This is a genomic window from Paenibacillus sp. L3-i20, assembly GCF_022180385.2.
GTDB lineage: Bacteria > Bacillota > Bacilli > Paenibacillales > Paenibacillaceae > Pristimantibacillus.
In genome coordinates this window covers 1771617-1797607 of sequence record NZ_BQME02000002.1, presented here as the reverse complement: position 1 = coordinate 1797607, position 25991 = coordinate 1771617, and the positions used below count along the sequence as shown (strand labels likewise).

The window sequence follows — 25991 nt, the reverse complement described above, 5'->3', positions numbered from 1 at the left end:
AACAATCGATGGAGATTCTTTTGGAAGCGAAAGAACTAAGCAAATCGTATCTACTGAGTCCAGATCATGAACAACATGTTTTGAAAGACATTAATGTGCAAATAAAAAAGGGTGAGTTTGTTTCCGTAATGGGTCCTTCGGGGTCGGGTAAATCGACGTTTCTGTATAACATTAGCGGTATGGATAAGTTGAGTACGGGAAGTGTTGTATTCGCTGGTGAGGAACTTTCATCGTTTTCTGAAGTTGAGCTATCTAATTTACGTTTAAATAAGATGGGATTTATTTTTCAAAACATTCATCTCTTAAAAAATCTATCTATTCTCGACAATATTGTATTAACCGCTTATATGGCGAAAAAACGAAGCCGTAGCGATATTAATAATAGGGCAAAAGAAATCATGATGAGGTCAGGCATTGCAGAGCTAGCCAACAATGATATCTCGCAAGCTTCGGGCGGACAATTACAAAGAGTTGCCATTTGCAGAGCATTAATTAATAACCCCGATATATTATTCGGTGACGAACCAACAGGCGCACTTAATTCCAAATCTGCAAGTGAAATAATGGATATATTAGCGGATATCAATCAGTCAGGAACAGCGATTCTATTAGTAACGCATGATGTTAAAGTTGCGGCAAAATCGGAGCGTGTTTTATTTATGATAGATGGATGCATCGTGGATGAATTACTGCTAGGAAAATATATAAAAGGTGACGAGGATAATAAAAAAAGAGAAGTGCGACTCACCGACTGGCTATCGAAAATGGGTTTTTGATTCATGATGGCAAGAGCATTCTCATGCGGATGCTCTTTTTTGTTTCATTGAGAATAATTTTCATTTATAATAAGTGAAAAGGGACATTATTAGAGGTGAACCAACGTGAAATACGATGAACAAATCGCTCTTTGGAATCATACAGCGGTTAAAGTTTTTGATATTAGACGCAGTGTAATGAATTCAGGGCAATGGCTGGAGTATCGCTTCCCCGCTAGCGGCTTTATTTACGGTGTTCGTGGTTTGGCGAATCTAGTATTGGATGGTCACGTTCATCGAATAGAACGTTATTATGTACTACATGGTGCTAAGGGCATGAGTATGATGATTGAGGCAGAGGAAGAGTTCGAATTTTATTTGTTATTTTATCGAGCGAAGCTTGCTTTCTCCGGTTGGAGAGAACTGAGACAACTGCTGGATCGAAAAAGCCCCTTCGAGGGACACTTCGGATTTGAACCTGAAGAACCGAGAACAATGCTTCTATTAATGTCTTCGATGGAACAGACTTTAAATAGTCTAGGCAGTTACGGCAGCGTAGAAATTAAAGGGTTATTTTATCAGTTTGTTCATGAAGTGTTACGGCACCAATACATTATCAGGACTGGTAACGGTCAAGCTGATCTTGTAACGCTAGTCATACGTTATATTCATAACCATTATCATGAGGGAATTACCCTAGATTATTTAGCGAATAGATTCAACTATAGTCCACGTTATTTATCGACGAAGTTTAAACAGCAAACCGGTTATAGCCCAATCGAATATCTTATTCAATATAGGATTAAACAATCCAAACAATTATTGCTCGAGACAGGAACGACTTTGCGAGTTGTTGCAGAGCATGTCGGTTACTCAGATGAATATTATTTTAGCAGATTGTTCAAGAAACAGACGGGGGTGTCGCCTACTCGTTATCAATTAACGATGCGAGAGAAGAGCGCATCGGATAATAGTCCATTTGCAGGCGCTAAATTGTCCATTGGCGGACTTCGATTACGAGGCTATAGTTTAACTGGTAGTGATAATCATTACCAATACTATGGCGGAGGGTTTTCGAACATGAATAGAAATAAGAAATCATCACTTATCTTGAGTACATTACTCAGTTTAACATTGCTGCTTGGGGCTTGTTCTGGAGGGGGAGCAAACGTTGGATCTAGTGCTTCTCCATCTCCATCCGCATCAGCTATATCTGCAACGGCAGCTACAACTTCTGAAGCCGAGAGTAAAGAAACAACTCGTACAGTCTCTACTGTAAAAGGAGATGTTATCGTTCCAGCAGATCCAAAACGTGTTGTTGTATTATATATGCTGGGAGATATAGTGGCGTTAGGTGTTGATCCAGTCGGTATTTCTGAAATATATGACGGTGCTGCATTTACAGAGCAATTAAAAGATACACAAACGTTAGGTCATCATGATGAAGTCAATCCTGAAGCAGTATTATCGCTTGAACCGGATTTGATTATCGTTTCGTCTGAGAAGGGTTATAATATGTTGCATAAAATTGCACCTACCGTTCTTATTCCAACCGATAAGGTAACAACAAATGAACGGATTCTGAAGCTTGGTGAAGTATTTGGCAAGGAAAAAGAGGCTCAGTCATTGTTAAACGATTTCCATGGGAAAGTGGAAGAAAGCAGGGAAAAACTTCGTTCATCTGGTGTACTTGATAAGACAGTTACAATACTCGAAGGCGGAGTAAAAGAAATGATGATTATCGAAAGTAAGGAATACGGTCGTGGTTCTCAGATTGTATATGACTATTTAGGCATGAAGGCTCCAGAGATTATTCAAGCGAAAGTTGATGTTGCAAAAGCAGCTATGAGTGAGAACGTTTCAATGGAGGTGCTTCCGGAGTTTGCAGGAGATATTTTGTTACGCAGCTCTTGGGAAGGAATGGACGACCTTTCGGATAATGCGATATGGAGCAGTATTCCCGCAGTAAAAGAAGGTAGAGTAATTGAAGCCGAGTTCGGACTATTCTTTTATACCGATTTGTTCTCTCTGAACAGTCAATTGGACTATATTACAAATGAGCTCCTCGCAACGGCATCAAATAAATAATTGGGATTATGATGAAAAGAATTGCCTCTTCACTGATAAGGTGAAGAGGCTTTTTTGTGTGAACAAGTTAAATAACTGTCTCACAGTTGTGGGTGATTCTACTTAATGATGCGGAATCGCAAATGTGTTACGTTGCCGGAATCGATAACACGTGTACTTTCTAATTCAATACTCTCCTGACCGATATGTTCAAATAGTCGTGTGCCTTCACCAAGTAGAGTAGGAACGATTTGAATTTGAAGTTCATCAAGGAGCCCCGCCTTTAAATATTGTTGTGCAATATCAGCTCCACCCAGCACACAAACATATTTATCACCTGCGGCAGATGAAGCTTGTTTAAGTGCGCTATCAATACCATCTGTTACGAAAGTAAACGCTGTTGCACCTTTTGCGAGCTCCGCAGGAGTATGATGAGTTAATACAAAGTGAGGGACGTCGAAGGGATTATCAATAAACCCATCAACCTTATCCCCAATATCATAGGTTCGTCTCCCCATAATAATTGCGCCAATCGTATTTAATTGTTCATCGATAACTTCTGTGCTAGTACCAGACGGAGCAAAAAACCATTGATGCAGCCTTGGAGCGGGATCACCGTTAGAAGCAGCAATAAATCCATCCAGTGACATCGTTATGTCCAAAATAACTTTTGCCATACATATTTGTCCCCCTATCAGTAAGTGTCAGTCTATTTATATCTCAATCTTAACAGAAGACATAAACCTTCGTTTCTTTTCAATTGCTATTCATTTGAATAATAGTCGATAATAAAATCGCAAAATTTGCGAGCAGCAAGGGAGAGGAAACGTTTTTCTGACCAAATAATATGGAAAGGTTCGTCAACACGGCAAACGAATCTTGGCGAGATTCCGGCTTCTTGGAAAAATATATCGTTCATTTTCTGAAAAACAAACTGTTCTTTGTAACCAATTTCATGTGGGTAATCGGCTTTTTTACATTGCTGTGGGAATTATACATCCTAGATGTGATGACTTGTACTACGCCTTTTCTAAACTATAAGTCATTTATGAGTTGCAAAAAATACGAATAGTGTATATATTATATATATACGGTAGTCACTGAATTGACAGCAGGTGGTGAAAAATCATGAAAATAATAATATCCAACGCATCGAGCGATCCGATCTATATTCAAATTATGAATCAGATTAGACAAAGCATACTAAGCGGTGAGCTGCATGCAGGAGACAGCCTTCCCTCCATAAGACAACTAGCCAAAGATTTGCAAGTAAGTGTAATTACAACCAAACGTGTCTATGAAGAGTTGGAAAATGAGAAGCTAATCGACTCTGTCGTGGGTAAGGGTTGTTTCGTATCAGGAGCAAATAAACTATTCATTCGGGAGCAGCGTATGAAACGACTAGAAGAGAAAATGATGGAAATGATTCGGGAAAGTAAGGAATTATGTATGAGTCAACAAGACTTAATCAATCATCTAACTATATTGTTTGAAGAGGAGCAGACCCCATGAACGCAATAGAAGTACGAAATCTAACGAAAAAATATTCTCAATTCGCAGTCGATAACGTATCTTTGGATGTGAAAAAAGGTTATATTACCGGACTAATTGGTCCAAATGGTGTTGGTAAAAGCACCTTAATTAAGATGATGCTCGGTATGATCCGCCCTGACTCTGGGACTGTAAAAATATTGGGCTGCAATATGCCGAAACAAGAAGTCGATATAAAAGAGCGAATTAGCATTGTGTCAGACGATTGTTTTTATTATGAGCATCTTACAATTCGTGATTCTATGAAGATGATTGCACCTTTTTATAAGAAGTGGAACGAAGCAAAGTTTAAGAGTTATCTTGAACAATTCGAGTTGTCCCCAAAGAAGAAGATAGAAGAGTTATCCAAGGGGATGAAAGTTAAGTTTTCTCTTGCGGTTGCCTTATCCCATGAGGCAGAGCTATTAATTATGGATGAACCTACTTCTGGACTTGATCCTGTATTTAGAAGAGAATTACTTGATTTACTTGCGGATTTAATGCAAGACGAAAGAAACTCGATAATCTTCTCGACCCATATCACAACAGATTTAGATCGTATCGCAGACTACATTACTTTCATCAATCGTGGAAAGCTCGTATTTAGTGAATCAAAGGATGATGTGCTGGAAAGATACGCGATCGTGAAGGGCGACTTACAGCTGCTTGATTCAGATATTAGAAAAAAGTTTGTCGGGATTCGTGAGACTACCGTTGGATTTGAAGGATTAGTAGATAATAGACAAGAAGCTTTACAATTGTTTGGAAATCTAGCCTATTTCGATAATCCCTCCTTAGAGGACATCATATATTTTACCGCCAAGGGAGGACGTATTCGTGGTTAATTTGCTTCGGAAAGACTTCATCGCTATAAAGAGCTCAATAGGACTCTGTTTTTTTTATCTCGTTGTATTTAGTGCCTTTTTTATTGGAAAAGATTCGTCTTTTCACATCATAGCTATTTATACAGCTTTCGCCTCAATTGGTGTTGTTACGATGGTAGATATTAAAAACTATAACCATAATTTTCTGGTCACGTTGCCAGTTAGCCGCAAACAAATTGTTAAAGCCAAATACGTAACAGCAATCATGATTACGATTTTAGGGATTATTGCTACTTACGCCGTTCACATGCTCGTCAAACAGGCTTTGCCAGAGCTTAACAAACCAGACTATTTGGTCATCGATATACTGGTCCCAGTAATAATACTGCTTCTTCTTATTTCAATTTATATGCCGTTATTTTATTCGCTCAGTAAAAAAGGAGCTGGTATTATCAATGGTATATTCATATTAATTCTGATTGCATTGGCTCAGCCTACAGCAATGATTATGCAAATGATTAATGAAAAAGGTTCTAATATTGATCTAATGATAGTTCTTATTTCGGCCGCTAGCTTATTATTATTTATTGCTTCCTATTACTTAACGGTATATCTGTTTACTAAAAAGGACTTGTAGTAGTCCGCACAGTTTAACGTGTTCACTGACATTTTTACTCTTACATTACTGCCGTAGGCAGTAATAGGTGAAATAATAGATTTTAATTCTAGAAAATGAAGCCCACCAACATAGAAAGGAGCATCAAGGGTTAATCCTTGCATGGTCCTTTTGTACGTTCGAATTATTTCTAGCTCAGCGACTATGGCTGAAGTTTTCGATTCCAATGACGATGTTTAGCAATCGCTGCAATGAATGAAGCTGCAAAATCTGCATTACCATTATGCCCAGCCCCTATTAGAATACCAGCTGATTCAGAACCGCTAGCACCTGTATATTCTACCGGAACTCTTGCGGCAGCAAGCAACTCCTTACCTTCTCCTACAGCGGCTATCGTCTTGTAATGAAGGAAAGCTTCTCTTACAAAATCTGCCCCTTTCACATCACTTAGTAACTCATCTACGCTTTGACGTCCGCAAGCAACATAGACTGCATCATAAAGTACAGAAGCAGCTGTCAGCAATGACTGATGAGGTTCAAGCGTTGTGTTATCGTCCCCTTGTATTGGAGCTTGTGTTTTACTAATGATCTCTACCGCTACTTTCGCCTCGGTTAATGCTTGCTTCAGTTGATTAACCTCCGCAGCCGAAAAGCCGTTGCCGACTAGGATAGCAACTTTACGTGTTGCGGCAGTGTTGACTGTATTCATCATGCTTAGTGCTGGTGAGATGAAAGTAGGTTTCGCAGCAACTCCTTTAGTTGCTGTCGCTCCGATAGTTACTGCGACTTTTTCTGCTAATTCTTCTGCTACTTGACTAAAAACATCAATTACACGTTGACGCACTTCTTTGGACATCACTTTGCCAAGCTCAAAGCGGAATGCGTCTACGATCTGACCCTTCTCCACATCAGACATACTATGCCAGAACATCGCGGCTTGGCTGTAGTGATCGTCAAAGCTATTGCTTCGAGCCTTAATTTTCCGTCCGTCGACCTTCTCCTCATAATGACGGTATCCGCCATCCTCTTGTGATGCTGGAGCCGGAGCATTATTAGCAATACCATTCCGATGATAACTCGTTTGCCCTGGATTGATCATCATCCGGTGCATTCCGTCCCGTTGATTATTATGAACAGGTACGATCGGTCGATTGATCGGAATTTCTGCAAAGTTTGGTCCACCGAGTCGGAGCAATTGCGTATCCGTATAGGAAAACAATCTTCCTTGCAGTAGCGGGTCGTTTGTAAAGTCGATTCCTGGAACGACATGACCCGTATGGAACGCAACTTGTTCTGTTTCTGCGAAGAAATTGTCTGTGTTGCGATTCAAAGTCATTTTGCCAATGATCCGTACAGGCACAACTTCTTCTGGCCATAGTTTTGTTGCATCCAAAATATCAAAGTCGAAGCTAAATTCATCTTCTTCTTTCAAAATTTGAACTCCGAGCTCAAACTCAGGATAGTTTCCTTGCTCAATGGCGTTCCATAAGTCACGGCGGTTAAAGTCAGGGTCCTTGCCAGCTACTTTCTGCGTCTCATCCCAGACTAAGGAGTGAACCCCTAATTTCGGTTTCCAGTGAAACTTAACGAAATGTGATTTTCCTTTTTCATTAATAAAGCGGAACGTATGTACACCAAAACCTTCCATCATTCTGAACGAGCGTGGCAGCGCTCGTCCAGACATAACCCACATAATCATATGAGCACTTTCCGTATTCGTACTAACGAAATCCCAGAACGTATCATGTGCTGAAGAAGCTTGGGGAATTTCGTTTGGAGGTTCAGGCTTCACGGCATGGATAAAATCAGGAAATTTAACGGCATCCTGAATGAAAAATACGGGCATGTTGTTGCCTACAAGATCATAATTTCCTTCTTCTGTATAAAATTTCACTGCAAATCCACGAACATCTCTGACTGTATCGCTGGAGCCGCGGGAGCCTGCTACGGTAGAGAAACGAACAAACACCGGAGTTTGGAGTGAAGGATCTGTTAGAAACTTTGCTTTAGTAAATTCTGCAATCGATTCATATAACTCAAATACACCATGTGCGCCGAAACCTCTTGCATGAACGACACGCTCTGGAATACGCTCATGGTCGAAGTGAGTCATTTTTTCCCGGAAATGAAAGTCCTCCATTATTGTAGGACCGCGGGGACCAGCTTTTAAAGAATGTTCATCATCCTCCACACGCAAGCCTTGATTCGTCGTCATCGTTTGCCCATCGTTCTGGACACGATAGGCGTTCAGTTGTTCCTGTTTCTCATTATTAGTTGGTTGTGTGACTGCATCATTTGTTTTGTTATCCATCAGAACTATACCTCCTGTAAGCGATTAGGTGGTAGTATTTTCTATTCCGCTTGAATCTATCCTGTATTTCCCAAAGAAAGCTATTGTTAATTACACAGAATTAACATCGCTTAGTGATATGGTGCAGCAATTGCTTAATGATTTGTCCAAGTTTAAAATCTAATCATTAAATGATAGGAAAGCAGTTGCTAAATAATAAGAATAAACCTAAGCCTCTGAGTAAAAGAGACCTAGGTTTATTTGTGACTGTCTGCCTTTACACGACAGCGGCTGCTACCCAATTTGCATAATATTAAGTGCTACAGAAACAAATTTAATAGTGTTTACATTCGTATTAATTAATTCCAATGTATTTGTCCCGGGTCCGGTATTAAATACGGCTGAACCTGAAGCACCGGTAAATTCGGAATTTAAATCTGGAATTGCAGTAGTTCCGGCTAAACTCTGATACATAGGAATATCATTTAATGCTAATAAAACTCGTACAGTTACTCCAAGCGCTTCGGGACATGCGATAATGCTATAGGAAGCATAGTAGGTAGAATTCGGCGCTAATGTAACAAAAGTTCTCGTAGCAGGGTCAAGTTGAATGCCGGATCCATTGACAACATTAGCTTCTATAAATGCAACTGGTTGATTCGATCCTACATCTTGGTAACCGAATCCATACATTGCTGCGTTGTTGTTAGTTACTGCACTCCCACTTGCGTTTTCAAGTTCCACGATACGAATGTTAACTGTGCTGAAGTTAATACCTGGAATACCAGCAGGTGGGAAGCCAATGAGCTGTACAATACTTGGATTAGGAGTAGCTGGCGTATTGAATACCACACCACCGGATACAGTTGAGACTGGAGTATTGAGTCCAGGAGGAATCGTTGCTGGGAACGATAGCGTTTGAGATCCCGGAATAATTGATCCATTCAGAGTTAATTGAGCAGATGCGACCTGCCCGATTACTGGCATACTGAATTGTGCATTATATTCGATAAGATAGGATAGACCAGCAGCTAATGTGATGTTGGAAAAACCTTGTAATTGAATGGATGATCCATTCTGTACTAGAGTTGTTAAGATAGCAGGAGATCCATTAATAGGTATGGAACCACAGCCGCCTGAACAACCAAAGTCTGCGCTGCTTGACATAAGTTTCACCTCTCGTTTTCAACCAAACTCAGATCAATAATGTGATGGTTCTTAATATAGTATTCTTAAATATAGATATGGAACCGAGCATCAGTCTATCTATCACAACAAAAAAAGATAGAGCCTCAGAAAATATCTGACCTCTATCCATATTTGTAGCGGATGTTTTATTTTCGTATGCCAAAGTGTCTTTCTAAAAGCTCTTTAAACGTAACAATGTCAACTTCCTCTTTAGTAACATCACCATTCACCCATTGAGTAAAAGAAGTATCGGTTAACGTTACATTTCCTTGATCAGTAAGCTTTGTAATTAAAGGATGTTTATTAAACGTAGATTCTGGATGTTCGATAACAGTGGACTGAACTTCATTACACTCATCTAAGTCCGTAAACGTGTATGATGAATCGAAAGCATAACCAATTTTCCAATCGGTATCTTTATGTTTGATCTTCATCTCAAAAGCATAGTCGTTTGGTCCATCTGACAGCTTCTTGACTCTAAACTCGCCATTGGTTGAAGTGAATACTTCCCCACTCAAGGGAAGAGGATTTAATGAAAGGTTCGCACCAAATCCAGTATCTACAAGATAAGTAGTATCATTATAACGAAGCAATATTACAACATGTGTTTTTCCAAGAGTCACATACTGTTGAGTGTCACTTTTGAAGGTAATTCCTCTTGTTAAACGGACATCAAACCCATTCTGCATCAAAAACAAATATAAGATCGCATTTAGTTCATAACAAAGCCCCCCTTCATTATTTACGATTATTTTATCAATTAAATAGTTTTTAGTGACAGCATCTCTTTTTCCTTCGAACACACGCAAATTTTCAAATGGAATAGCTAATGCTGTTCGTTCAAGTACAGTGTTCAACCGTTCAAAAGAGATTGTTTCGTTAGCAGGGAAACTAATTCTTCTGCGAAATAATAGATCAAATTCATTCATTAGTTATCCCTCCGATCATTATTTATTTTCCTGCTATTAGAATCCGTTCCAGACGATCGTTTGCTCTACTGGCATGCGGGAAGATGGATGTGCAGCTATCGCAGCCTTACCGATTGGAAGCAGCATAACAGGTACAAATTGATCCGGGATGTTGAATGCTTTAATCAATTCATCACCGTTGAACCCGCCAATTGGGCAAGAATCAAGCCCTTTTTCTTTTGCAGCCAGCATAAGCACCATAGCAGCAAGTGATGAATTGAGAATGGCAGCTTCGCGAGGAAGTCCAGCATAATTTGCATAGGCGCCTTCGATTTGCTCGATTAAGCTATCTTTCACCTTTTCTGGCAGCAGTCCAGCTTCAACTGCGGGACCGAAAACAGCCTCTGCATTGCGATTAGCTTGCAAATTTCCCAATACTGCGATTACTGCTGATGCTTCTACGACTTGTTTTTGCCCATAAGCAATTGGTAGAAGTTTTTCTTTGGCTGCTTGATCAGTGATCGCTAGAAAAGTCCAGTGTTGAAGATTCCATGAGGAAGGTGCATAGTTAGCGGTGTCGAGTAGATATATAACTTCTTCTGTGCTCAATTGATGAGTAGGGTCAAAATGTTTAACCGCATGTCGTTCTCGAACAATCGTGGACAAATCGAACTGTACTTGATTAGTCAATATAAATACAACTCCCTTATTTTGAATGGAATATCGTTATACTTCAATTTGCTCTTTGATAACCATTTTTTTGTTCACAGATCTTCGTCCCAATGTATTCGTTCCGATTACACCGACTATAATCAGTATTGATCCGATTATCGAATAGATTGTGATTTGTTCGTTTAGGAAAATGGCTCCCGCCCCGATGGATACGATAGTTGAGAGGTTGGAGAATACACTTACCTTGGAAGCCTCAACTTTGGATAAAGCGTAGTTTGACATTAAAGCAGTTAACAAGGATGACAACACACCAAGATATAAAATCGACAAGATGAAGGTGGAATTCGTTAGTGGTGTAATAAATTCATTAAATGTTCCAGCAGTTGCATGTTGTGAAATCGATAGGATACTAAACGAAACAAATCCGATTCCAAGCATTAAGTAAGTGATTTCTGCTGGACGATATGTCTTCATCAGTGAGCGAGCGAGTACACCATAACCTGCAAAAGCTAAACAAGATAGAAACAGAAGCGTTATTCCTGCAATGTTTCCCAAATCAATTGAATTGCCCTTCATAATGAAGATAAACAAAACGCCAAACACAGACAGTAGTATGGAAGCCTTTTGTAGTATAGTAGTCGTTTCTTTTAGAAATAAAGCTGCTACTATCATCGTCAGTATAGGTGTTACAGCGTACAATATACCGCCCTCTGAGGAAGTTGCGTGAAGCAGACCAAACGATTGAAGAGTAAAAAAACCGAGCGGGTACATAGTTGCGAGCAGCAACACTTTGTAAAGTGGTTTGCCACGATAATTCAATTTAACAAGGCCAAGTAGAACCGGAATCGACATAATCCCAAATGACAATATAAATCGATAAGTTAGCGTATCAATGGGAGCAGCGTGCTCGAGCGCTACTTTCGTAAAAAGAAAAGAGAACCCAATGATAATCGCATTTAGTATGATCGCTACATAAGCAAGCTTGCGTTCATTGTTTGCATTCATGTTGTCCACCTTTCTTGGAGTATCGATATTGTGTTCGCGAACTTCCTTCCGGTATCTAAATGATAAGGCCAACAAATAAACCAAACAATGGCAATTTGGAGAAACTGTATCGATACAGTTCTTTCTATCTTATATAATGAACAGAAGGAAGTGAGGAGAGTCAATTGAAGAAATTTTTGTTAATAGTTGCTGATATGGAACGAAAAATAAAGGACGGCAGTTACAGACCAGGCCAGAAACTGCCTTCCGTGCGAAGTGCTGCCGAACAATACGGGTGCAGCATTAGTACGATTATTCGTGCCTATGAAGAACTAGAACAGAAGCATACAATATATTCGATTTCGCAAAGTGGTTATTACGTAGTCGAAAGAGGAGAAGAGTCGGTCGATGAGTTGGATGCGAATAAGATTGATTTTTCCTCCGCGTTGCCCGACGTCAACGTATTCCCGTATTTGGATTTCCAGCATTGTTTAAACAAAGCAATAGACGTATATAGACATCAACTGTTCACGTATGGCGATTCAAAAGGGTTAGAGAAACTTCGTAACACATTAGTTACTCACCTAGCTAGTGACCAAGTGTTCGCAAATAAAGAAAGTATTTTCATAACTTCTGGCATACAGCCTGTGCTTGAGTATTTAGCCAAAATGCCGTTTCCGAACGGAAAGTCAATTATTTTGGTAGAACAGCCTAGCTATGATATTTATTTGCGGTTTCTTGAATTTGAGGGGTTGCCCGTACAGGGCATTGCTCGTTCAGCGAAAGGAATAGATTTGAAACAATTGGAGCGGCGCTTTAAGCATGACAATATTAAATTTTTTTATACCATGTCGAGATACCATAATCCTCTCGGTACTTCGTACAATGCTGAAGATAGAAAAACAATTGCTCGGTTGGCTAGCAAATATGATGTGTATGTCATAGAAGATGATTATATGGCGGATTTGGGCGAGGAACGAAAGTATAACCCTATTTATTCGTATAACACGAGTGGTCATGTCATTTATTTAAAAAGTTTTTCGAAGATCGTTTTCCCTGGTTTGAGATTGGGTGCAACCGTCATGCCTGATCGAATTCGGGATACCTATATTGCAGCCAACAGTTATCCCGACACTTCGTTGTTGTCTCAAGCAGCACTTGAAGTCTACATTAATAATGGCATGTATGAACGCCATAAGTACAAAATTTCTCTTCAATATAGTTCAAGAGTAAGCATCTTAAATGAAGCGGTGAAACGATACAACGTTGATAGCTTAATTGAAATATCGGAAATACATTCAGGTATTTATGTACAATTTAAAATTCCATTAGCCGTAAATTTAGAGCAGTTGATAAAGAGATTAATGGAGAGGGGGATTCGTGTTAGATCAGGGAAAGATTTTTATTTGAAAGATTATTTGGAGCGGGAAAAGTATATTCGTATTAGCATTTCACGTGCGTTGCCTGAGCAAATCGAGCAGGGGATCAAAGCGATTGTTGAAGAAGTGAAAAGGGCCGCCATTTCATTATGACGGCCCACTTCCAGTTATTCTAAATTAAAGCGATTTACGATGGAGCGCATTTCATCTGACATATCGCGCAATCTACGAGCCGAAGCTGCAATATCTTCTACGGAAGCGAGTTGCTCTTCCACTGAAGCAGAGACCGTTTGAGCTGAAGCTGCTGAGAGCAATGATAACTGTTCAACCTCTATTACTGAGGCTGACATTTGCTCGGAACTAGCAGACATTTGATGTGCAGCGGAAGAAGATTGTTGAACCTGAGCCACTATCGTTCGTGTAGCGTCCAATATACGTTCGAAAGCTTTCCCTGTTTCTTCGATAGAATGCACACCTGCTTCAACTTCTTCTTGGCCTTTACTCATCGATTGATGTGCAATACCAATATTGCTCCGTATTTCATGAATCATCTCCGAAACCTGTTCTGCTGCTTGACTAGTTAGTGCTGCTAGTTTACGCACCTCGTTTGCAACTACGGCGAACCCTTTACCATGCTCCCCAGAACGAGCAGCTTCTATTGCTGCATTAAGGGCCAACAAGTTTGTTTGGTCAGATATTCCTTTAATCGTTTCTACGATAGTACCAATCTGATCAGAATGATCATTGAGTCGTGTAATTGCGATGCTAATATCTTCAACTGTGTCGCTTACTGCTTTCATTTGTAAGGATGAGTTCACAATAAGCTGATTGCCTGCGTCAGCTTCTTCGAGTGTCTGTACCGACATTTCATACGCATGTGTAGACGATTCTGCTACTAGCTGAATACCTTTCACCATCTCTTCAATCGACTTAGTAGTCTCTTGAGCAGTATTAGCTTGTATTTCATTATTGTTGGCTACTTCACTAATTGAAGATGAAGTCTGATGTAGAGCATCATTTGTTTCTCCTAATGTTACAGATAATTGCTTAGATGATGATGCCAAGATGTTAGAGCTTAACGTTAAATTACCTACTAATTGCCGAATATTTGCTGATAACAAGTTAAAAGATTGACCTAGTTGTCCGATTTCATCCCGATTGCGAATGGAAATTTCATTACCGCTTAAATCACCTTGAGCGATCCGTTCAGCCTCTTTGGCAATGCGAACAATTGGTTTAGATATATGTTGGGAAAATAATAGTAATACAATAATACCAAGCACAAGACAAATGATGAAAGTTGTTATTATCCCTTGTGTAATATTTTTTTGACCTGAATCGTAATCTTTCATATATGATCCAGCTGCGATGATCCAATCCCAAGAATTTGAGAGTTTTGCGTATGATATTTTTAGAGCTTCGGCCCCGCCATTCGCTACTGTTCCTTCCGTTTTTGGCAATGGCCAATTATAGAAGGTAGAACCGCCACCATTTAATGCTGCTTTAATTAGATCTTGTATGTAAAAAGTACCGTTCGATGTTTGCTTGTCCCAAATATTTTGACCTTCAAGTACGGGATGTGCAAGAAGTGTTCCCTTTTGATCAATTATAAAAAAGTATCCATTTGGTCCGAGATCGATCGCTCTATTTATTGGACGGGTACCATCCCCATTTTTACTTCCTAATAATAAAGTTCGAATTTGTTCTTGTGCTTCTTCCTCTGAGAGTTGACCTGCTTGAACCGAAGTTTCCATATTTTCAATTAATTCAATTGCTAGATTAACACTGGAGCTAAGTTTGCTTTCAATTAATGCATCTGTTTCTTTAACAGAAATGTGATAGGCGACTGCCCCTAATACGAGTATTGGAAGTATTAGCAGAGATAAAGACATGATGAGTAATTTCTTGCGAATGGTTAGTCTAAATGCCTTTTTTGTGACTTTTAGCATATATTCTGCTCAACCTCCATGAATTGTGAATGAAAATATACTACTATAGTACTAGAAATGGCCTCATAAATCAAAGTAAGCCTATTTGTATTTATACATAAAATTTTGTTTATTAGATAAATTTTTTTATAATCGACGCACAGAATAATGAGACATAACCTAAGATTATATACAAAAAACCGCCATTGGTTCGCTCTACAGTTTCTAAACTGTGAGATCATCAACCAATAGCGGTTTTGTTGGTTATGCTAATTCGAAATGCTTTACATAATCTTGTTTGCTTTGCTCTAGCTGTTCATCAGAAATGTGGGATGAATTGTGTAATGAAAACGGAGGTAAGTAGGAGGCATTAACAAAATTAACGAGTACTTCTACGGGTTTTACAATGTCTTGAATTGTATATAAATTGGAGCCTCCAGGCTGATAGGACTCGGTAGTTCCGTGAGTAGAAATGGCAACCCCAATACTTTTCCCATGTAAATTATCACCGTCAGGACCGTAAGCCCATCCATAATGAAGCACGGTGTCATACCATTTTTTCAATAGTGAGGGAGAACTGTACCAGTAGAGCGGGTATTGGAAAATAATTCGATCATGCGCTACTAGTAACGATTGCTCCCTTGCTATATTGATATCCTCATTGGGATATTCTTCGTACAGCTGATGAACTGTAACTTGTTCATGCTTTTGTAATTCTTCAACCCATGCTTTATTGATACGTGACGAAGATATATTCGGGTGGGCAACAATAACTATTGTTTTCATATTTTTCACTCCAGAATAGTTTGTATTTACGGTTCTAAGCATAAACAATTAACTAGATAAATGTAAGTACGCACTATTTAGGATAATACTTACTAAATGGTAAGTAATCTACATATAGTTTTATCGTAATGAAATACAAATAGCGTCCGTTCAGATGTTTAGAACGGACGCTATTTTGGCGTAATCAATACGATTATTCCCTTTTTTCGAATTGTGTACCCCATTCTCGCAATAGATAAATAGCCGAACGCAATCCTTCACCAAGTTCTGTCAATTCATATTCCACTTTTGGAGGAACCACAGGGAAAACCTCCCTCTTAATAATGCCGACTTCCTCTAACTCTCGTAATTGTTCAGCAAGCATTTTGTGATTGACGCCATCAATCAATTTTTTAAGTTCCCCATATCGCTTTTTTCCATTAAGCAGTATACATAATATTGTTATTTTCCATTTACCGGAAAACGCTGCTACGGACAGCTCAATCGGACAGAGATAGGATTTTCCATTTAGCTCATACCTTGATGTAGAGATGCTCAGGTTGACACTTCCCTTCTGGTGAGTATTGAACGAAAAAGTGCGTACTTATATTTTGCAAGTATAGTCTTTATCATTAATTTAGTAAACAATTACTAATTTGGAGGACAAGTAGTATACTCCTCTACAAAAACGTACAGCTGGTGTATGAATCTAGTAGTCTTGCAAGCTGTCATGCAAAATGGCATGTAGTACCCTTTGTTCTACAACTTTTAGCCCAAGCCTGTTGACGGAGATGGAGGTTTAACCAAATCTGATTTAGTCAAAAAAATGCTACTTGTGCTACGAGGGTCGATCACTTGGATGCTTTGGGCAGCTATGTTACCGATTAATCTCTTAAATTTAATTAGATATGCATTAAATAGATATTACTTTATTTTACTTATTTACAATCTATCGATTAATAGTATATAGTTTTTACATAAAGAAAGTTTTACTATTTTTGAGGGTTGTTACTATTTACGTAAAAATATGAAACTATTCTTTGTCGTTTCATCAAATCATAATTAGGGAGTGATAATTTTATGAAAAAATTAACTTTTTTAGTAGTATCTATTATTATGCTGTTATCTGTCTCTACAAGTGCTTTCGCTGTTGCAACTGGGGAGGGCGCAGTAAGACTAGAAACATCTACTTCTAATTACTATGGTGTTGCCGGTTATATTACTATTCCTAGTAATCTCGTTGTCTCTAACGATGGAAGTTATGTTGCTTTCTATCTAGGGCTTGATAATAAGTGTGAAGGTGGGATCTCTTATAGACCCCACACAGGGTGGAATAAATTTCTGAAGTGTGGTCAAGCTGACACAGAGCCGGAATCTACTAAAACTACTCCTCTTGCAAATCAACCAGTAGCCGGTGATCAAATTAATATTAAAGTTGTTAATAATCTAAACAATACAGCATCATTGTATATTAATGGAGTAGAAGCCTACACGCTTCCAGTCGGAAAATCAAAAGGCACTTTGTACAGTTCCACAAAAGTAAAAATGGTTCACTCTACACATGACAATCAAGATAAAAATAGTTACAAGAATGCAAAATTCACTTCTGTTCAAGTGAAAAATGCGAACGGAACGTACACTAACTTTCCGACTAATGTAAATCCAACTTATCCTTGGGGAGTCGGAGATTATACGGTGCACAGTACAAACCCAATTGCTACATCATTAAAAGCAGGTAAGAGCTAAGATACTAGATTAATAATAAGGTCATTAAAAGGTCACTCACCCCTCATGAGTGACCTTAGCTATATTCATTAAAACCGCTCAAATAACCGTTATTAATGAAACAACCGTATATGCTTAACTCTGTTTTAATCCGATAAGACGAATCTTTAAAGTTGCCCCTTGTATCTGGAAGTAACGATGCATTTCCAAGTATTGCAAGGACAATCTCTTTTGTGATATAGTGAATTGATTAAATTGAAGGAGGTGAAGTAGGTGAATCACGAAATGGTCAACAACCGTATTAGTCAGCTTCCTATAGCGATGGCTGGCATCGTTCATACGTTTTTCTCGAACGGAACCAGTCTGTCTACTAATACCTATACGTTCCAACCATTCGCGAGAAGACGCCTACTTTAACCACAACGGATTTTTATTATCCTAAAGGGTCGCGGGCTTGTTGCTGCGGCTCTTTTTGTGTATTTTAGCTAGGGTCTTCATCACATAGGAGGCTCTTTAAATGATTATTGTTAACGGTCAGGAAATTAAAAAATATTACGGTGCAAGTCTAGTACTAAATGGTGTAACACTTCAAATACAAGAAAATGATCGGATAGGTCTAATTGGTTGTAACGGCAGCGGAAAGTCTACGCTACTTCGATTGATTTCAGGGCATGACCATATAGATGAGGGTATGTTGACGATCAAGAAGGATTTGAAAATCGGTTATTTGCCGCAAATACCTCATGAGTTTGAATCGATGACTGTTTATGAGGTGTTAGCATCTGGATTCCGAGAATTGATGAACTGCAAGAAGCAATTAAGGGAAATCGAACTGCTGATGGCGAGTAGTGATGCGATTAACAATCCTGAACATATGGATAAAATGCTTAAAAACTATGCGGTCATACAAGATCAATTCGAGCTCAGCGGCGGTTATGAAATAGACACTATGATCGAGCAAGTAGCTACTGGATTGCAAATAAACGAGGATTACAATGAAACGTTGTTTAACACATTATCTGGTGGAGAAAAAACAAAAGTTGTACTGGCATCGCAGCTCGTGTTGCGTCCAGCGTTGTTGCTTCTCGATGAGCCGACGAATCATTTGGATATGAAAGGTATTGAATGGCTCGAACAGTTTCTTAATCGATATGAAGGATCAGTTGTCATCGTTTCTCATGATCGATATTTCCTTGATTCGGTAGGAACGACAATGATTGAACTTGAAGATGGAGAAGCACAAATCTATCACACGAATTATAGTGGGTATGTAAAGGAAAAGGAAGAACGACTGCTCCAGCAGTTTGCTCAGTACAAAGAAGAGCAGAAGCGAATAAAGCAGATGAAAGAATCGATCCGCCGATTCGAGGAATGGGGCAGAATTGCTGGAAATGAGAAGTATTTCAAGAGAGCAGCTTCTATTCGGAAAGCTTTGGAAAGAATGGAGAAGACGAAACGTCCTATTTTGGAACGAAAGTCGGCGCAATTTGAACTATCTTCTAGTGATCGATCAGGTAAAAATGTGTTGTCGTTTGAAAGTATTGCGAAACGATTCGGGAATAGACAAATACTGAAAGACTGTTCAGAAAACCTATATTATGGGGAGAAAGTTGTATTAATTGGTGATAATGGTTCAGGGAAGTCGACGTTATTCAAAGTACTTCTAGGAGAGGTTGCCCCTGATGTTGGTAAGGTTGAGCTTGGAGCTCGAGTGGAAATCGGTTATTTGGCTCAACAAGAACCACAAAAAGGAACCAAGGGAACGTTGCTTCAATATTTCCAATTGGAATGTGAACTTGAAGAAGGAGAAGCGCGAAATGTGCTAGCCAGCTATTTGTTCTATGGAGCAGATGTGTTTAAGCCGCTATCTATGTTATCTGGAGGGGAATGGACTCGTCTACGACTGGCGCTCCTTGTAAGACAGAAGCCGAATGTATTGTTGCTCGATGAGCCAACGAATCATTTGGATGTAGCTTCTAGAGAAGCGTTGGAGGAGTCGCTTGCAGGGTACCAAGGAACAATACTCGTCATCTCCCATGATCGCTATTTTATAAATAAACTAGTAGGGCGTGTCTGGGCGCTAGCAGATGGTGGAATTACTTCTTATCCAGGTAACTTTGATTATTATAGGCAGAAGAGAGACGAACGGGTTCGCCAGCTAGAATTGAGACAGCAATCCAGCAGCAGTACAATAAAAAAAGAGACGAGTCGAGTAAAGTCGCCGGAGCGAATCGTTAAAAATGATGATAAAAACAATGTTAAAAACAACGATAAGACCGAATCAATAAAGAAGTGGAGTTGTGAGCAACTAGAGTTGCAAATTGCTGCTATCGAAGCAGAAATTGAAAAAGTTGAGCTGGAAATGCAGCAACTTGATGGCCTAAACGATGGGGCACAGCTTGAAGAGATATGGCTTCAGCAGGAAAAACGTAAATTGCAGCTGGAGAGTTATATGCAGGAATGGATGGAGCTATCCAGCTAATATGCTAACTGAATTAGGCGCAGAAAAAAGAAGCATCAAAACCAATCGGTGAACTGTGACCCTAATTGTAGACAGTTTATATAAACAACCTCAGTCTTAACTAGCAAGGAGATGACCTCTGAATTCGTCAGGGGTCATCTTTTTTAACGACCATTGATACCGCTCGGAGTTGTAGTAGGCAATGTAATCAGTTACACGTGCCCTTACCTCATTGATAGTCTGACAATCTTTAAAATCAACCTCATCTTTCATATGCCCAAAGAATGATTCCATCGAAGCATTATCCCAGCAGTTACCTTTACGGGACATGGATTGCTTAAATCCAGCTTTCTTGATTTGAAGCTGTATCTTAGGATGCGTGTAGTGCATGCCTTGATCAGAGTGAAAGATTGCTTCGGGATGAACATTTCCATCTAGCCGTTCCAACAAGCGATGAATCGTTTGTTCGACAAGTGGTAGCTCTAATGTAGTAGCGACGTAATCGGCAAGAATTTGTCTGGTTGCACCATCCTTTACACACGAAAAATATGCCCATTGGCCGCTTCCATACCGCAGATATGTGATATCGGTGAGGAATACTTTCTCTGGCTCTCCTTGGTCAAACTGACGCTTCAAAAGATTTGAGCATGTCAAATGCTCCTGTGTTGCCTTGGCCATTCTCCGATACGGATTCGCTTGTCTGATCTCCGCAACGAGATTGAACTTGCGCATAAGACGACGAATTTTCTTGTGGTTCATGATGACACCGCTGATTTGCTCCAGACGCATCTTGATTACGAGGGCTCCAGCCCTACCCCGCAATGCTTCAAAGTGTTGCTTGATGAGTTGTATGTCCTGTTCATCATCAACTGCTCGGAGCTGTCGATATGGTTCTGCTTTAACCCACCTGTAATACCCACTTGTGCTTACCATAGCAAGTTCACACAGAAAACGCGTCATACGCTGTAGCCCATGCGTTCGGATGGAATGGTTAATAATCTCATAGCGCTCGGAAGGTGTTAACGTTTCTTTTTCTGCCGTTCGAGCGCCTCTAGCTTTTTTAGAAAGTCTACCTCAGCTTCTAATAATTTAATTTTGGCTCTCGCTCTGTGTAATTCTTCTTCTGCAGACAAGTCAGTGGTGGGCCTTGGTCCACCACTACCTTTACCTCTCCGATCTTCTTGAATCCCTAATTCCCCAAACTTCGCGTATATGTCGCGCCAGCGTTTTAAACTATTCTTGGGTTTTTTGTGACCGATGAGACTCAGGTCAAAGCCAGCCTTAAGGAATATCTCGACAGGTGTTTCCCCTTCTTGGTAGGCCCTTAACGCAGAGAGTTTAAACTCAGGCGTGTATGCAATGTTTGTCTCCGATACATGCTGTACATTCGGATTCGCTTCTAATCTTCTTCTATTCTCTTCAGTGAATAACTTACGATTCAAATTCCTCATATTTTCATTCCGCCCCTCACCATTACTCTGATTAAAACACAAAAGACCCACAAGAAGGGCACTTTTTTTAAAGTGTCTTTCTTGTGGGTCACAGTTCACGGTTTTGTGCTTCTTTTTACGTGGAATAAACGTGTGCCAGCTTACAATCTGAACTTCCCAATCAAATCTTGAAGTTGCTTGGACATGTTGTTAAGTGTAGCAGCCGAAGCGCCAACATCCTGCGTCGTTACTAGTTGTTCTTCCGCAGCCGAAGCAACATCAGTTGCTGCTTTGGATGAACTTGCTGCGATCGTTGAAAGCTCCATAACAGAGGATGCAACTTCTTCTGACCCAGCGGACATCTCTTCGGCAATAGCGGAAACTTCCTGAATTAATTGGGTAACTTGCTGTGTAGATATGTAAATGCCTTGGAATTTTTCCCCGGTTTCTTCGGCTATTAACATCCCTTGTTTTACTTCTACAGAACCGTCATCCATCGATTTGACTGTAATTTTAATTTCTTCTTGAATGTCATGGATGACTGCTCCAATCTGGGAAGCTGCTTGCTGCGATTGATCCGCTAACTTTCTTACTTCACTAGCAACAACAGCAAATCCTTTTCCTTGTTCACCAGCACGTGCAGCTTCAATCGCAGCGTTTAACGCAAGCAAATTTGTTTGCGAAGCAATTCCTGCAATAATTTCTACGAACTGTGCGATTTCTTCTGAACGTTTATTTAATGAAGACATAGATTGTGACGTTTGCTGAGCGGTATTATTGATGCCATTCATTTGAGCGATAAATTTTTCAATATAAAGATTGCCTTGAGATGCTTCGCTTGACATCTCCTCAGATGCACTTGCCATGAGTGAAGCTGATTCAGCAACTCGTTGAATTCCGCCGGCCATTTCTTCCATGGAGCGGGAGCTCTCTAGAGCAACCTGCTCTTGTGTTCTTGCACCAGAAGCAACATCGCGTATCCGAAGGGATACTTCTCCAAGCGACTTCGAGTTGTTTTCTGCATTGTTTGCTAATTCGTTGGCATGTACTGTCGTTTGCAGCGCGTTTTGCTGGACACCACTTATCATTTCGCGGAGTCCTGTTATCATTTCGTTAAAGCGGTCGCTTAGCTGACCTAGCTCATCTGTTCTTTTTGTTTCTAGTCTTACATTCAATTGACCTTCACTTACTTTATGGAAGGCAGCATTCAAATCTTTAATAGGGGAGAGCAGCTTGCGAAGCAGCACAAATTGAATGAGCAATATTATGAGCAGCGCAATGACTAACACAGATATCGTTAAAGTGAGCAACTCTTTTTTGCCATCGGAGACGATAGCAGCATTCAAATCCAATGCAAATGCTGCAATAACCTCACCTTTTTCATCCAAAACAGGATGAACAACCGTTAGCCATTCTCCATAACTGTTTTTGTAAATGCCAGTCGTTTCAGCAGTTTTGGTTACTAAAATATCTTTTAGTACTTTCATCATGACAGGGGATTGTTCGTAATCTGAGCCGGGTCCATAACCAGCATCAATGTAGTCTTGGGGAACAGCAAGCAAAATCGGATTTTTGCCATCGGAGATGTCTGTAGTGTAGAGATAGGATTGTGATACGCTTTCGTTTTTTGCTGTAAAATGAGCGATTGTCTGAATGAATTTTTGTTGCAGCGGACTTTTTACATCGTGATTGCTGAAAGCTTCTTTTACGTCGGCAAGTTCAAATTGACTTGTTGCAAGCGCAGCATAACCAATTGCTTGCTGATTTAACGTTTTGACCAGAACCCTTTCTTGAATAAAGTAGCTTGCAGTAATGAGGATGAGTGCGATTAATACGATGTTCAATGTGGATAAAAACAGATTTTTCCCAAAAAATGATACTTTGAACATTTTAGGAACAGTGGTTTTAAAAAGTTCTTTCTTCATAATTGAACCCCTCTCTATGTTGGAATAAATATGATGCACATTTCCCTCTACATGATTCGACAATATATGCTAAATTCCTTTATTTGAGAGCCGATCCAATTGTGAATGTTATATGTAGGCTAAATAATTGAAAAAAACCACATTCATTAACAGGGATAATATCACCGTAAATGAAAATGGTTAGAAAAATCTGCTGGAAATTAATATAACGTAACTCTCCGCTCAACGACTCTCTGAAGCTGGTACGCCACCAATTCCCCAATGGGTTGGTGGAATTTCAGTGACAAGGACACGAATTCGTTCCCTCGGAGCATTTAATTGTTCCGCAATCGTATCTGTCACACTGGAAATGAGTGATCGCACTTGCTCCGGTGTCCTGCCTTCCATCATTTGAATCGTAACAATTGGCATAATGGATGGTCTCCCTTTATACACTGACGTGAGTAGATGAGGACAAGTAGTCGTTAATATCTACATAGTTATAGCCATGCGCATCAGCGACTGCTTTATAAGTAACCTCGCCTTCGATAACATTAATTCCTTTTGCAATTGCCTTACTGTCTAGCGCAGCTTGCTTGAAGCCTTTATTTGCAATTTGAATACCGTATGGAATCGTTACATTTGTTAAAGCAATCGTGGATGTGCGTGCAACTGCTCCGGGCATATTTGCAACTGAATAATGAATAACGCCATGTTTTTCATAGGTAGGATTGCTATGCGTCGTTATGCGGTCAACCGTTTCAATCGAGCCACCTTGATCGATCGCAACGTCGACAATAACAGAGCCGGGCTGCATCGTTTTTACCATTTCTTCTGTAACTAAACGAGGTGCGCGTGCGCCAGGGATAAGAACAGCGCCAATTAATAAATCAGCTTTCTTAACAGCGTCTGCAATGTTGTAACTATTGGATACTAATGTTTTGATGCGGCCGCCAAACAAATCATCCAGTTGACGAAGACGATCAGGGCTTACATCGAGTACAGTGACAGATGCGCCTAAACCTACAGCCATCTTAATCGCGTTTGTCCCTACAATTCCGCCGCCGATAATGACAACTTCACCTGGCGATACACCTGGAACTCCGCCAAGTAGAACTCCTTTGCCGCCATGCGGTTTCTCTAGAAATTGTGCGCCGATTTGAATGGACATCCGACCTGCAACTTCGCTCATTGGCATAAGAAGCGGCAACGCGCCATTATCGGATTGAATCGTTTCATAGGCAATAGCAATGACTTTACGATCAACTAATGCTTTTGTTAGCTCTGCTTCTGGCGCTAAATGAAGATAAGTATAAAGGATGAGTCCTTCACGGAAGAAACCAAACTCTTCTGCAAGCGGTTCCTTAACTTTGATGACCATATCCGCAGCCCAAGCTTCTTGGGGGGAGGATACGATTGTAGCTCCTGCCACTACATAATCAGAATCTGTAAAGCCGCTTCCTGCCCCGGCATTTGTTTCTATCCAAACTTCGTGGCCATTGTTTATGAATGCAGTGACTCCAGCAGGTGCAATTCCGACACGATTTTCATTATTTTTAATTTCTTTAGGAACTCCAATTATCATAGTTTAGTTCATCCCCTTAGTCATTTAAGTGCGATAAAGTTGACTCAGCATCAATATAAAATAAATATGACGACGTGTCAATATTATTGCAAAAAGAAAACCGGGGGTTGCCCGGAGCTCTTATAAATAGAGCGCGTCTGTATACATCGTGGTAATCGAATCTGCAATTTCTTCGAGCGAACTTGTATGACGATTGTGTACAATGTCCCACTGGAACATCTCATTGGAATAAAACCATTGACACGCGACAAGTTCAGCTTTTAAATCTTTTCTTGCTAATCCCTTAGTTTGTGAATACGTGATGTCGTTCGTAATGCTTTGTATTTGCTTGTGCCGAATTTCTTCCCATTTCAAATTAATAGCAGCAGATAGCCCCATTGCTTCAGCGAATACTTTCATCATATCGCGTTCTGACTCAGCAATTTGAAAAAAGTTAAGTACTTGGCTTTTAATGACCGTACGTGCTTCTTCCTTGGACGTAGGGTGGAAGGAATAATTAGCAATCTCGAAAAACTGCTGCATGACATCTTCCATCAATACGATAAGAAGATCATCTTTACCAGTAAAATGAGTATATGCCGTTCCATAACCTGTTTTTGCTAATTTAATAATTTGATTAATGGTGCTATTTTGAAATCCATCTGTGAGAAAAACGCTTCTAGCTGCTTTAAGCAGTTTTTGTCTAGTTAGTTTCGATCTAAGATGACGACCATCAGTATCCTTAATTTCCTTTTCCATTACACATCAACCTCCCCAACACCACATTTAAACAATTGTTATTGACATGGTGTCACAATCATCATAATATGATAGATATACAGGATAAAGTTAATACAGACGAACCATTTCGACAGATTCATTTGTCATTATACCTTATTTCTGGAATGACGGTATTCTTTTTTTGGAAATCTGACAATATGTCATTTTTCGAATCGGAGTATAACACTATCATAATGAAAGTTATCCCTTTAAATAAGGAG

Annotated in this window: 24 protein-coding genes; 9 read left to right on the top strand and 15 right to left on the bottom strand. The window is 39.8% G+C overall.

What is annotated here, in order from left to right; genetic code table 11:
- Positions 1–8 precede the first annotated feature (8 nt).
- The gene (locus MFF31_RS22205) at positions 9–776 is read left to right on the top strand and encodes an ABC transporter ATP-binding protein (protein ID WP_238191126.1); all 768 of its coding nucleotides are present in this window, start codon (positions 9–11) and stop codon (positions 774–776) included.
- Between the two features lie 105 nt (positions 777–881).
- Complete coding sequence (locus MFF31_RS22200; protein WP_238191124.1) at positions 882–2843, top strand: AraC family transcriptional regulator; 1962 nt, start codon at positions 882–884, stop codon at positions 2841–2843.
- 98 nt (positions 2844–2941) lie between these two features.
- On the opposite strand, the gene MFF31_RS22195 is transcribed toward MFF31_RS22200, so the two are convergent.
- Positions 2942–3499 carry a dihydrofolate reductase family protein gene (locus tag MFF31_RS22195; protein ID WP_238191122.1) on the bottom strand — a complete coding sequence of 186 codons (558 nt, stop codon included), beginning with the start codon at positions 3497–3499 and terminating at the stop codon, positions 2942–2944.
- Between the two features lie 451 nt (positions 3500–3950).
- On the opposite strand from MFF31_RS22195, the gene MFF31_RS22185 reads away from it, so the two are divergent.
- Genes MFF31_RS22185 through MFF31_RS22175 form a run of 3 tightly spaced genes read left to right on the top strand, consistent with a single transcriptional unit; the run spans position 3951 to position 5813 of the window.
- Entirely contained in the window at positions 3951–4334 is a 384-nt protein-coding gene (locus MFF31_RS22185) for a GntR family transcriptional regulator (protein ID WP_238191120.1), read from the top strand.
- The gene (locus MFF31_RS22180) at positions 4331–5197 is read left to right on the top strand and encodes an ABC transporter ATP-binding protein (RefSeq protein WP_238191118.1); all 867 of its coding nucleotides are present in this window, start codon (positions 4331–4333) and stop codon (positions 5195–5197) included. Before MFF31_RS22185 ends, MFF31_RS22180 begins: the two co-directional genes overlap by 4 nt.
- Positions 5190–5813, top strand: coding sequence for an ABC-2 transporter permease (locus tag MFF31_RS22175; protein WP_238191116.1), 624 nt, complete (start codon positions 5190–5192; stop codon positions 5811–5813). The genes MFF31_RS22180 and MFF31_RS22175 overlap by 8 nt, the downstream gene beginning before the upstream one ends.
- Before the next feature lie 181 nt (positions 5814–5994).
- On the opposite strand, the gene MFF31_RS22170 is transcribed toward MFF31_RS22175, so the two are convergent.
- The 5 genes from MFF31_RS22170 to MFF31_RS22150 form a co-directional block, all read right to left on the bottom strand.
- Positions 5995–8103, bottom strand: coding sequence for a catalase (locus MFF31_RS22170; protein WP_238191114.1), 2109 nt, complete (start codon positions 8101–8103; stop codon positions 5995–5997).
- Positions 8104–8376: 273 nt separating this feature from the next.
- Entirely contained in the window at positions 8377–9249 is an 873-nt protein-coding gene (locus tag MFF31_RS22165) for a hypothetical protein (RefSeq protein ID WP_238191112.1), read from the bottom strand.
- A gap of 167 nt (positions 9250–9416) precedes the next feature.
- On the bottom strand, positions 9417–10199 hold the full coding sequence (locus MFF31_RS22160) for an arylamine N-acetyltransferase family protein (protein ID WP_238191110.1): 783 nt from the start codon (positions 10197–10199) through the stop codon (positions 9417–9419).
- Between the two features lie 36 nt (positions 10200–10235).
- Positions 10236–10868 (bottom strand): nitroreductase family protein, encoded by a 633-nt coding sequence (locus MFF31_RS22155; RefSeq protein ID WP_238191108.1) that lies wholly within the window; start codon positions 10866–10868, stop codon positions 10236–10238.
- Between the two features lie 36 nt (positions 10869–10904).
- Complete coding sequence (locus tag MFF31_RS22150; protein ID WP_238191106.1) at positions 10905–11855, bottom strand: DMT family transporter; 951 nt, start codon at positions 11853–11855, stop codon at positions 10905–10907.
- Positions 11856–12019: 164 nt separating this feature from the next.
- Between MFF31_RS22150 and MFF31_RS22145 the strand changes: the two genes are divergently transcribed.
- Positions 12020–13366, top strand: a complete 1347-nt coding sequence (locus MFF31_RS22145; RefSeq protein WP_238191104.1) for an aminotransferase-like domain-containing protein — start codon at positions 12020–12022, stop codon at positions 13364–13366.
- Positions 13367–13380: 14 nt separating this feature from the next.
- Here MFF31_RS22145 and MFF31_RS22140 read toward each other — a convergent pair whose 3' ends face one another.
- The 3 genes from MFF31_RS22140 to MFF31_RS22130 all read right to left on the bottom strand — a co-directional run bounded on the left by MFF31_RS22140 (position 13381) and on the right by MFF31_RS22130 (position 16465).
- Positions 13381–15162 carry a methyl-accepting chemotaxis protein gene (locus tag MFF31_RS22140; protein ID WP_238191102.1) on the bottom strand — a complete coding sequence of 594 codons (1782 nt, stop codon included), beginning with the start codon at positions 15160–15162 and terminating at the stop codon, positions 13381–13383.
- Between the two features lie 243 nt (positions 15163–15405).
- A complete protein-coding gene (locus tag MFF31_RS22135; RefSeq protein WP_238191100.1) occupies positions 15406–15927 on the bottom strand; it encodes an NAD(P)H-dependent oxidoreductase in 522 nt (173 codons plus the stop codon).
- A 193-nt stretch (positions 15928–16120) separates the two neighbouring features.
- Positions 16121–16465 (bottom strand): winged helix-turn-helix transcriptional regulator, encoded by a 345-nt coding sequence (locus tag MFF31_RS22130; protein ID WP_375541370.1) that lies wholly within the window; start codon positions 16463–16465, stop codon positions 16121–16123.
- A 521-nt stretch (positions 16466–16986) separates the two neighbouring features.
- Here MFF31_RS22130 and MFF31_RS22125 point away from each other — a divergent pair.
- From MFF31_RS22125 to abc-f, 3 genes are all read left to right on the top strand, one after another.
- A complete protein-coding gene (locus MFF31_RS22125) occupies positions 16987–17652 on the top strand; it encodes a hypothetical protein (RefSeq protein ID WP_238191098.1) in 666 nt (221 codons plus the stop codon).
- A gap of 252 nt (positions 17653–17904) precedes the next feature.
- Positions 17905–18048: a hypothetical protein gene (locus MFF31_RS22120; protein WP_238191096.1), complete on the top strand. Its 144-nt coding sequence runs from the start codon at positions 17905–17907 to the stop codon at positions 18046–18048.
- Between the two features lie 100 nt (positions 18049–18148).
- The gene (gene abc-f / locus MFF31_RS22115; RefSeq protein WP_238191094.1) at positions 18149–20113 is read left to right on the top strand and encodes a ribosomal protection-like ABC-F family protein; all 1965 of its coding nucleotides are present in this window, start codon (positions 18149–18151) and stop codon (positions 20111–20113) included.
- A gap of 96 nt (positions 20114–20209) precedes the next feature.
- Here abc-f and MFF31_RS22110 read toward each other — a convergent pair whose 3' ends face one another.
- From MFF31_RS22110 to MFF31_RS22085, 6 genes are all read right to left on the bottom strand, one after another.
- Positions 20210–21076: an IS3 family transposase gene (locus MFF31_RS22110; RefSeq protein ID WP_238192193.1), complete on the bottom strand. Its 867-nt coding sequence runs from the start codon at positions 21074–21076 to the stop codon at positions 20210–20212.
- A gap of 35 nt (positions 21077–21111) precedes the next feature.
- Positions 21112–21543 carry an HTH domain-containing protein gene (locus MFF31_RS22105; RefSeq protein WP_238191093.1) on the bottom strand — a complete coding sequence of 144 codons (432 nt, stop codon included), beginning with the start codon at positions 21541–21543 and terminating at the stop codon, positions 21112–21114.
- 140 nt (positions 21544–21683) lie between these two features.
- The gene (locus MFF31_RS22100; protein ID WP_238191091.1) at positions 21684–23447 is read right to left on the bottom strand and encodes a methyl-accepting chemotaxis protein; all 1764 of its coding nucleotides are present in this window, start codon (positions 23445–23447) and stop codon (positions 21684–21686) included.
- Between the two features lie 222 nt (positions 23448–23669).
- Positions 23670–23882 (bottom strand): 4-oxalocrotonate tautomerase, encoded by a 213-nt coding sequence (locus MFF31_RS22095; RefSeq protein WP_375541345.1) that lies wholly within the window; start codon positions 23880–23882, stop codon positions 23670–23672.
- Positions 23875–25011: an alanine dehydrogenase gene (ald, locus tag MFF31_RS22090; protein WP_238191088.1), complete on the bottom strand. Its 1137-nt coding sequence runs from the start codon at positions 25009–25011 to the stop codon at positions 23875–23877. The genes MFF31_RS22095 and ald overlap by 8 nt, the downstream gene beginning before the upstream one ends.
- Positions 25012–25131: 120 nt before the next feature.
- Complete coding sequence (locus MFF31_RS22085; RefSeq protein ID WP_238191087.1) at positions 25132–25749, bottom strand: TetR/AcrR family transcriptional regulator; 618 nt, start codon at positions 25747–25749, stop codon at positions 25132–25134.
- Positions 25750–25991 lie beyond the last annotated feature (242 nt).

What these genes read in the sequence shown, in the direction of transcription:
- MFF31_RS22205 (WP_238191126.1), top strand. Translation starts at nt 9, where the DNA reads ATGGAGATTCTTTTGGAAGCGAAAGAACTAAGCAAATCGTATCTACTG.
- MFF31_RS22195 (WP_238191122.1), bottom strand. Translation starts at nt 3,499, where the DNA reads ATGGCAAAAGTTATTTTGGACATAACGATGTCACTGGATGGATTTATT.
- MFF31_RS22185 (WP_238191120.1), top strand. Translation starts at nt 3,951, where the DNA reads ATGAAAATAATAATATCCAACGCATCGAGCGATCCGATCTATATTCAA.
- MFF31_RS22180 (WP_238191118.1), top strand. Translation starts at nt 4,331, where the DNA reads ATGAACGCAATAGAAGTACGAAATCTAACGAAAAAATATTCTCAATTC.
- MFF31_RS22170 (WP_238191114.1), bottom strand. Translation starts at nt 8,103, where the DNA reads ATGGATAACAAAACAAATGATGCAGTCACACAACCAACTAATAATGAG.
- MFF31_RS22165 (WP_238191112.1), bottom strand. Translation starts at nt 9,249, where the DNA reads ATGTCAAGCAGCGCAGACTTTGGTTGTTCAGGCGGCTGTGGTTCCATA.
- MFF31_RS22160 (WP_238191110.1), bottom strand. Translation starts at nt 10,199, where the DNA reads ATGAATGAATTTGATCTATTATTTCGCAGAAGAATTAGTTTCCCTGCT.
- MFF31_RS22150 (WP_238191106.1), bottom strand. Translation starts at nt 11,855, where the DNA reads ATGAATGCAAACAATGAACGCAAGCTTGCTTATGTAGCGATCATACTA.
- MFF31_RS22140 (WP_238191102.1), bottom strand. Translation starts at nt 15,162, where the DNA reads ATGCTAAAAGTCACAAAAAAGGCATTTAGACTAACCATTCGCAAGAAA.
- MFF31_RS22135 (WP_238191100.1), bottom strand. Translation starts at nt 15,927, where the DNA reads ATGAAAACAATAGTTATTGTTGCCCACCCGAATATATCTTCGTCACGT.
- MFF31_RS22125 (WP_238191098.1), top strand. Translation starts at nt 16,987, where the DNA reads ATGAAAAAATTAACTTTTTTAGTAGTATCTATTATTATGCTGTTATCT.
- abc-f (WP_238191094.1), top strand. Translation starts at nt 18,149, where the DNA reads ATGATTATTGTTAACGGTCAGGAAATTAAAAAATATTACGGTGCAAGT.
- MFF31_RS22105 (WP_238191093.1), bottom strand. Translation starts at nt 21,543, where the DNA reads ATGAGGAATTTGAATCGTAAGTTATTCACTGAAGAGAATAGAAGAAGA.
- MFF31_RS22100 (WP_238191091.1), bottom strand. Translation starts at nt 23,447, where the DNA reads ATGAAGAAAGAACTTTTTAAAACCACTGTTCCTAAAATGTTCAAAGTA.
- ald (WP_238191088.1), bottom strand. Translation starts at nt 25,011, where the DNA reads ATGATAATTGGAGTTCCTAAAGAAATTAAAAATAATGAAAATCGTGTC.
- MFF31_RS22085 (WP_238191087.1), bottom strand. Translation starts at nt 25,749, where the DNA reads ATGGAAAAGGAAATTAAGGATACTGATGGTCGTCATCTTAGATCGAAA.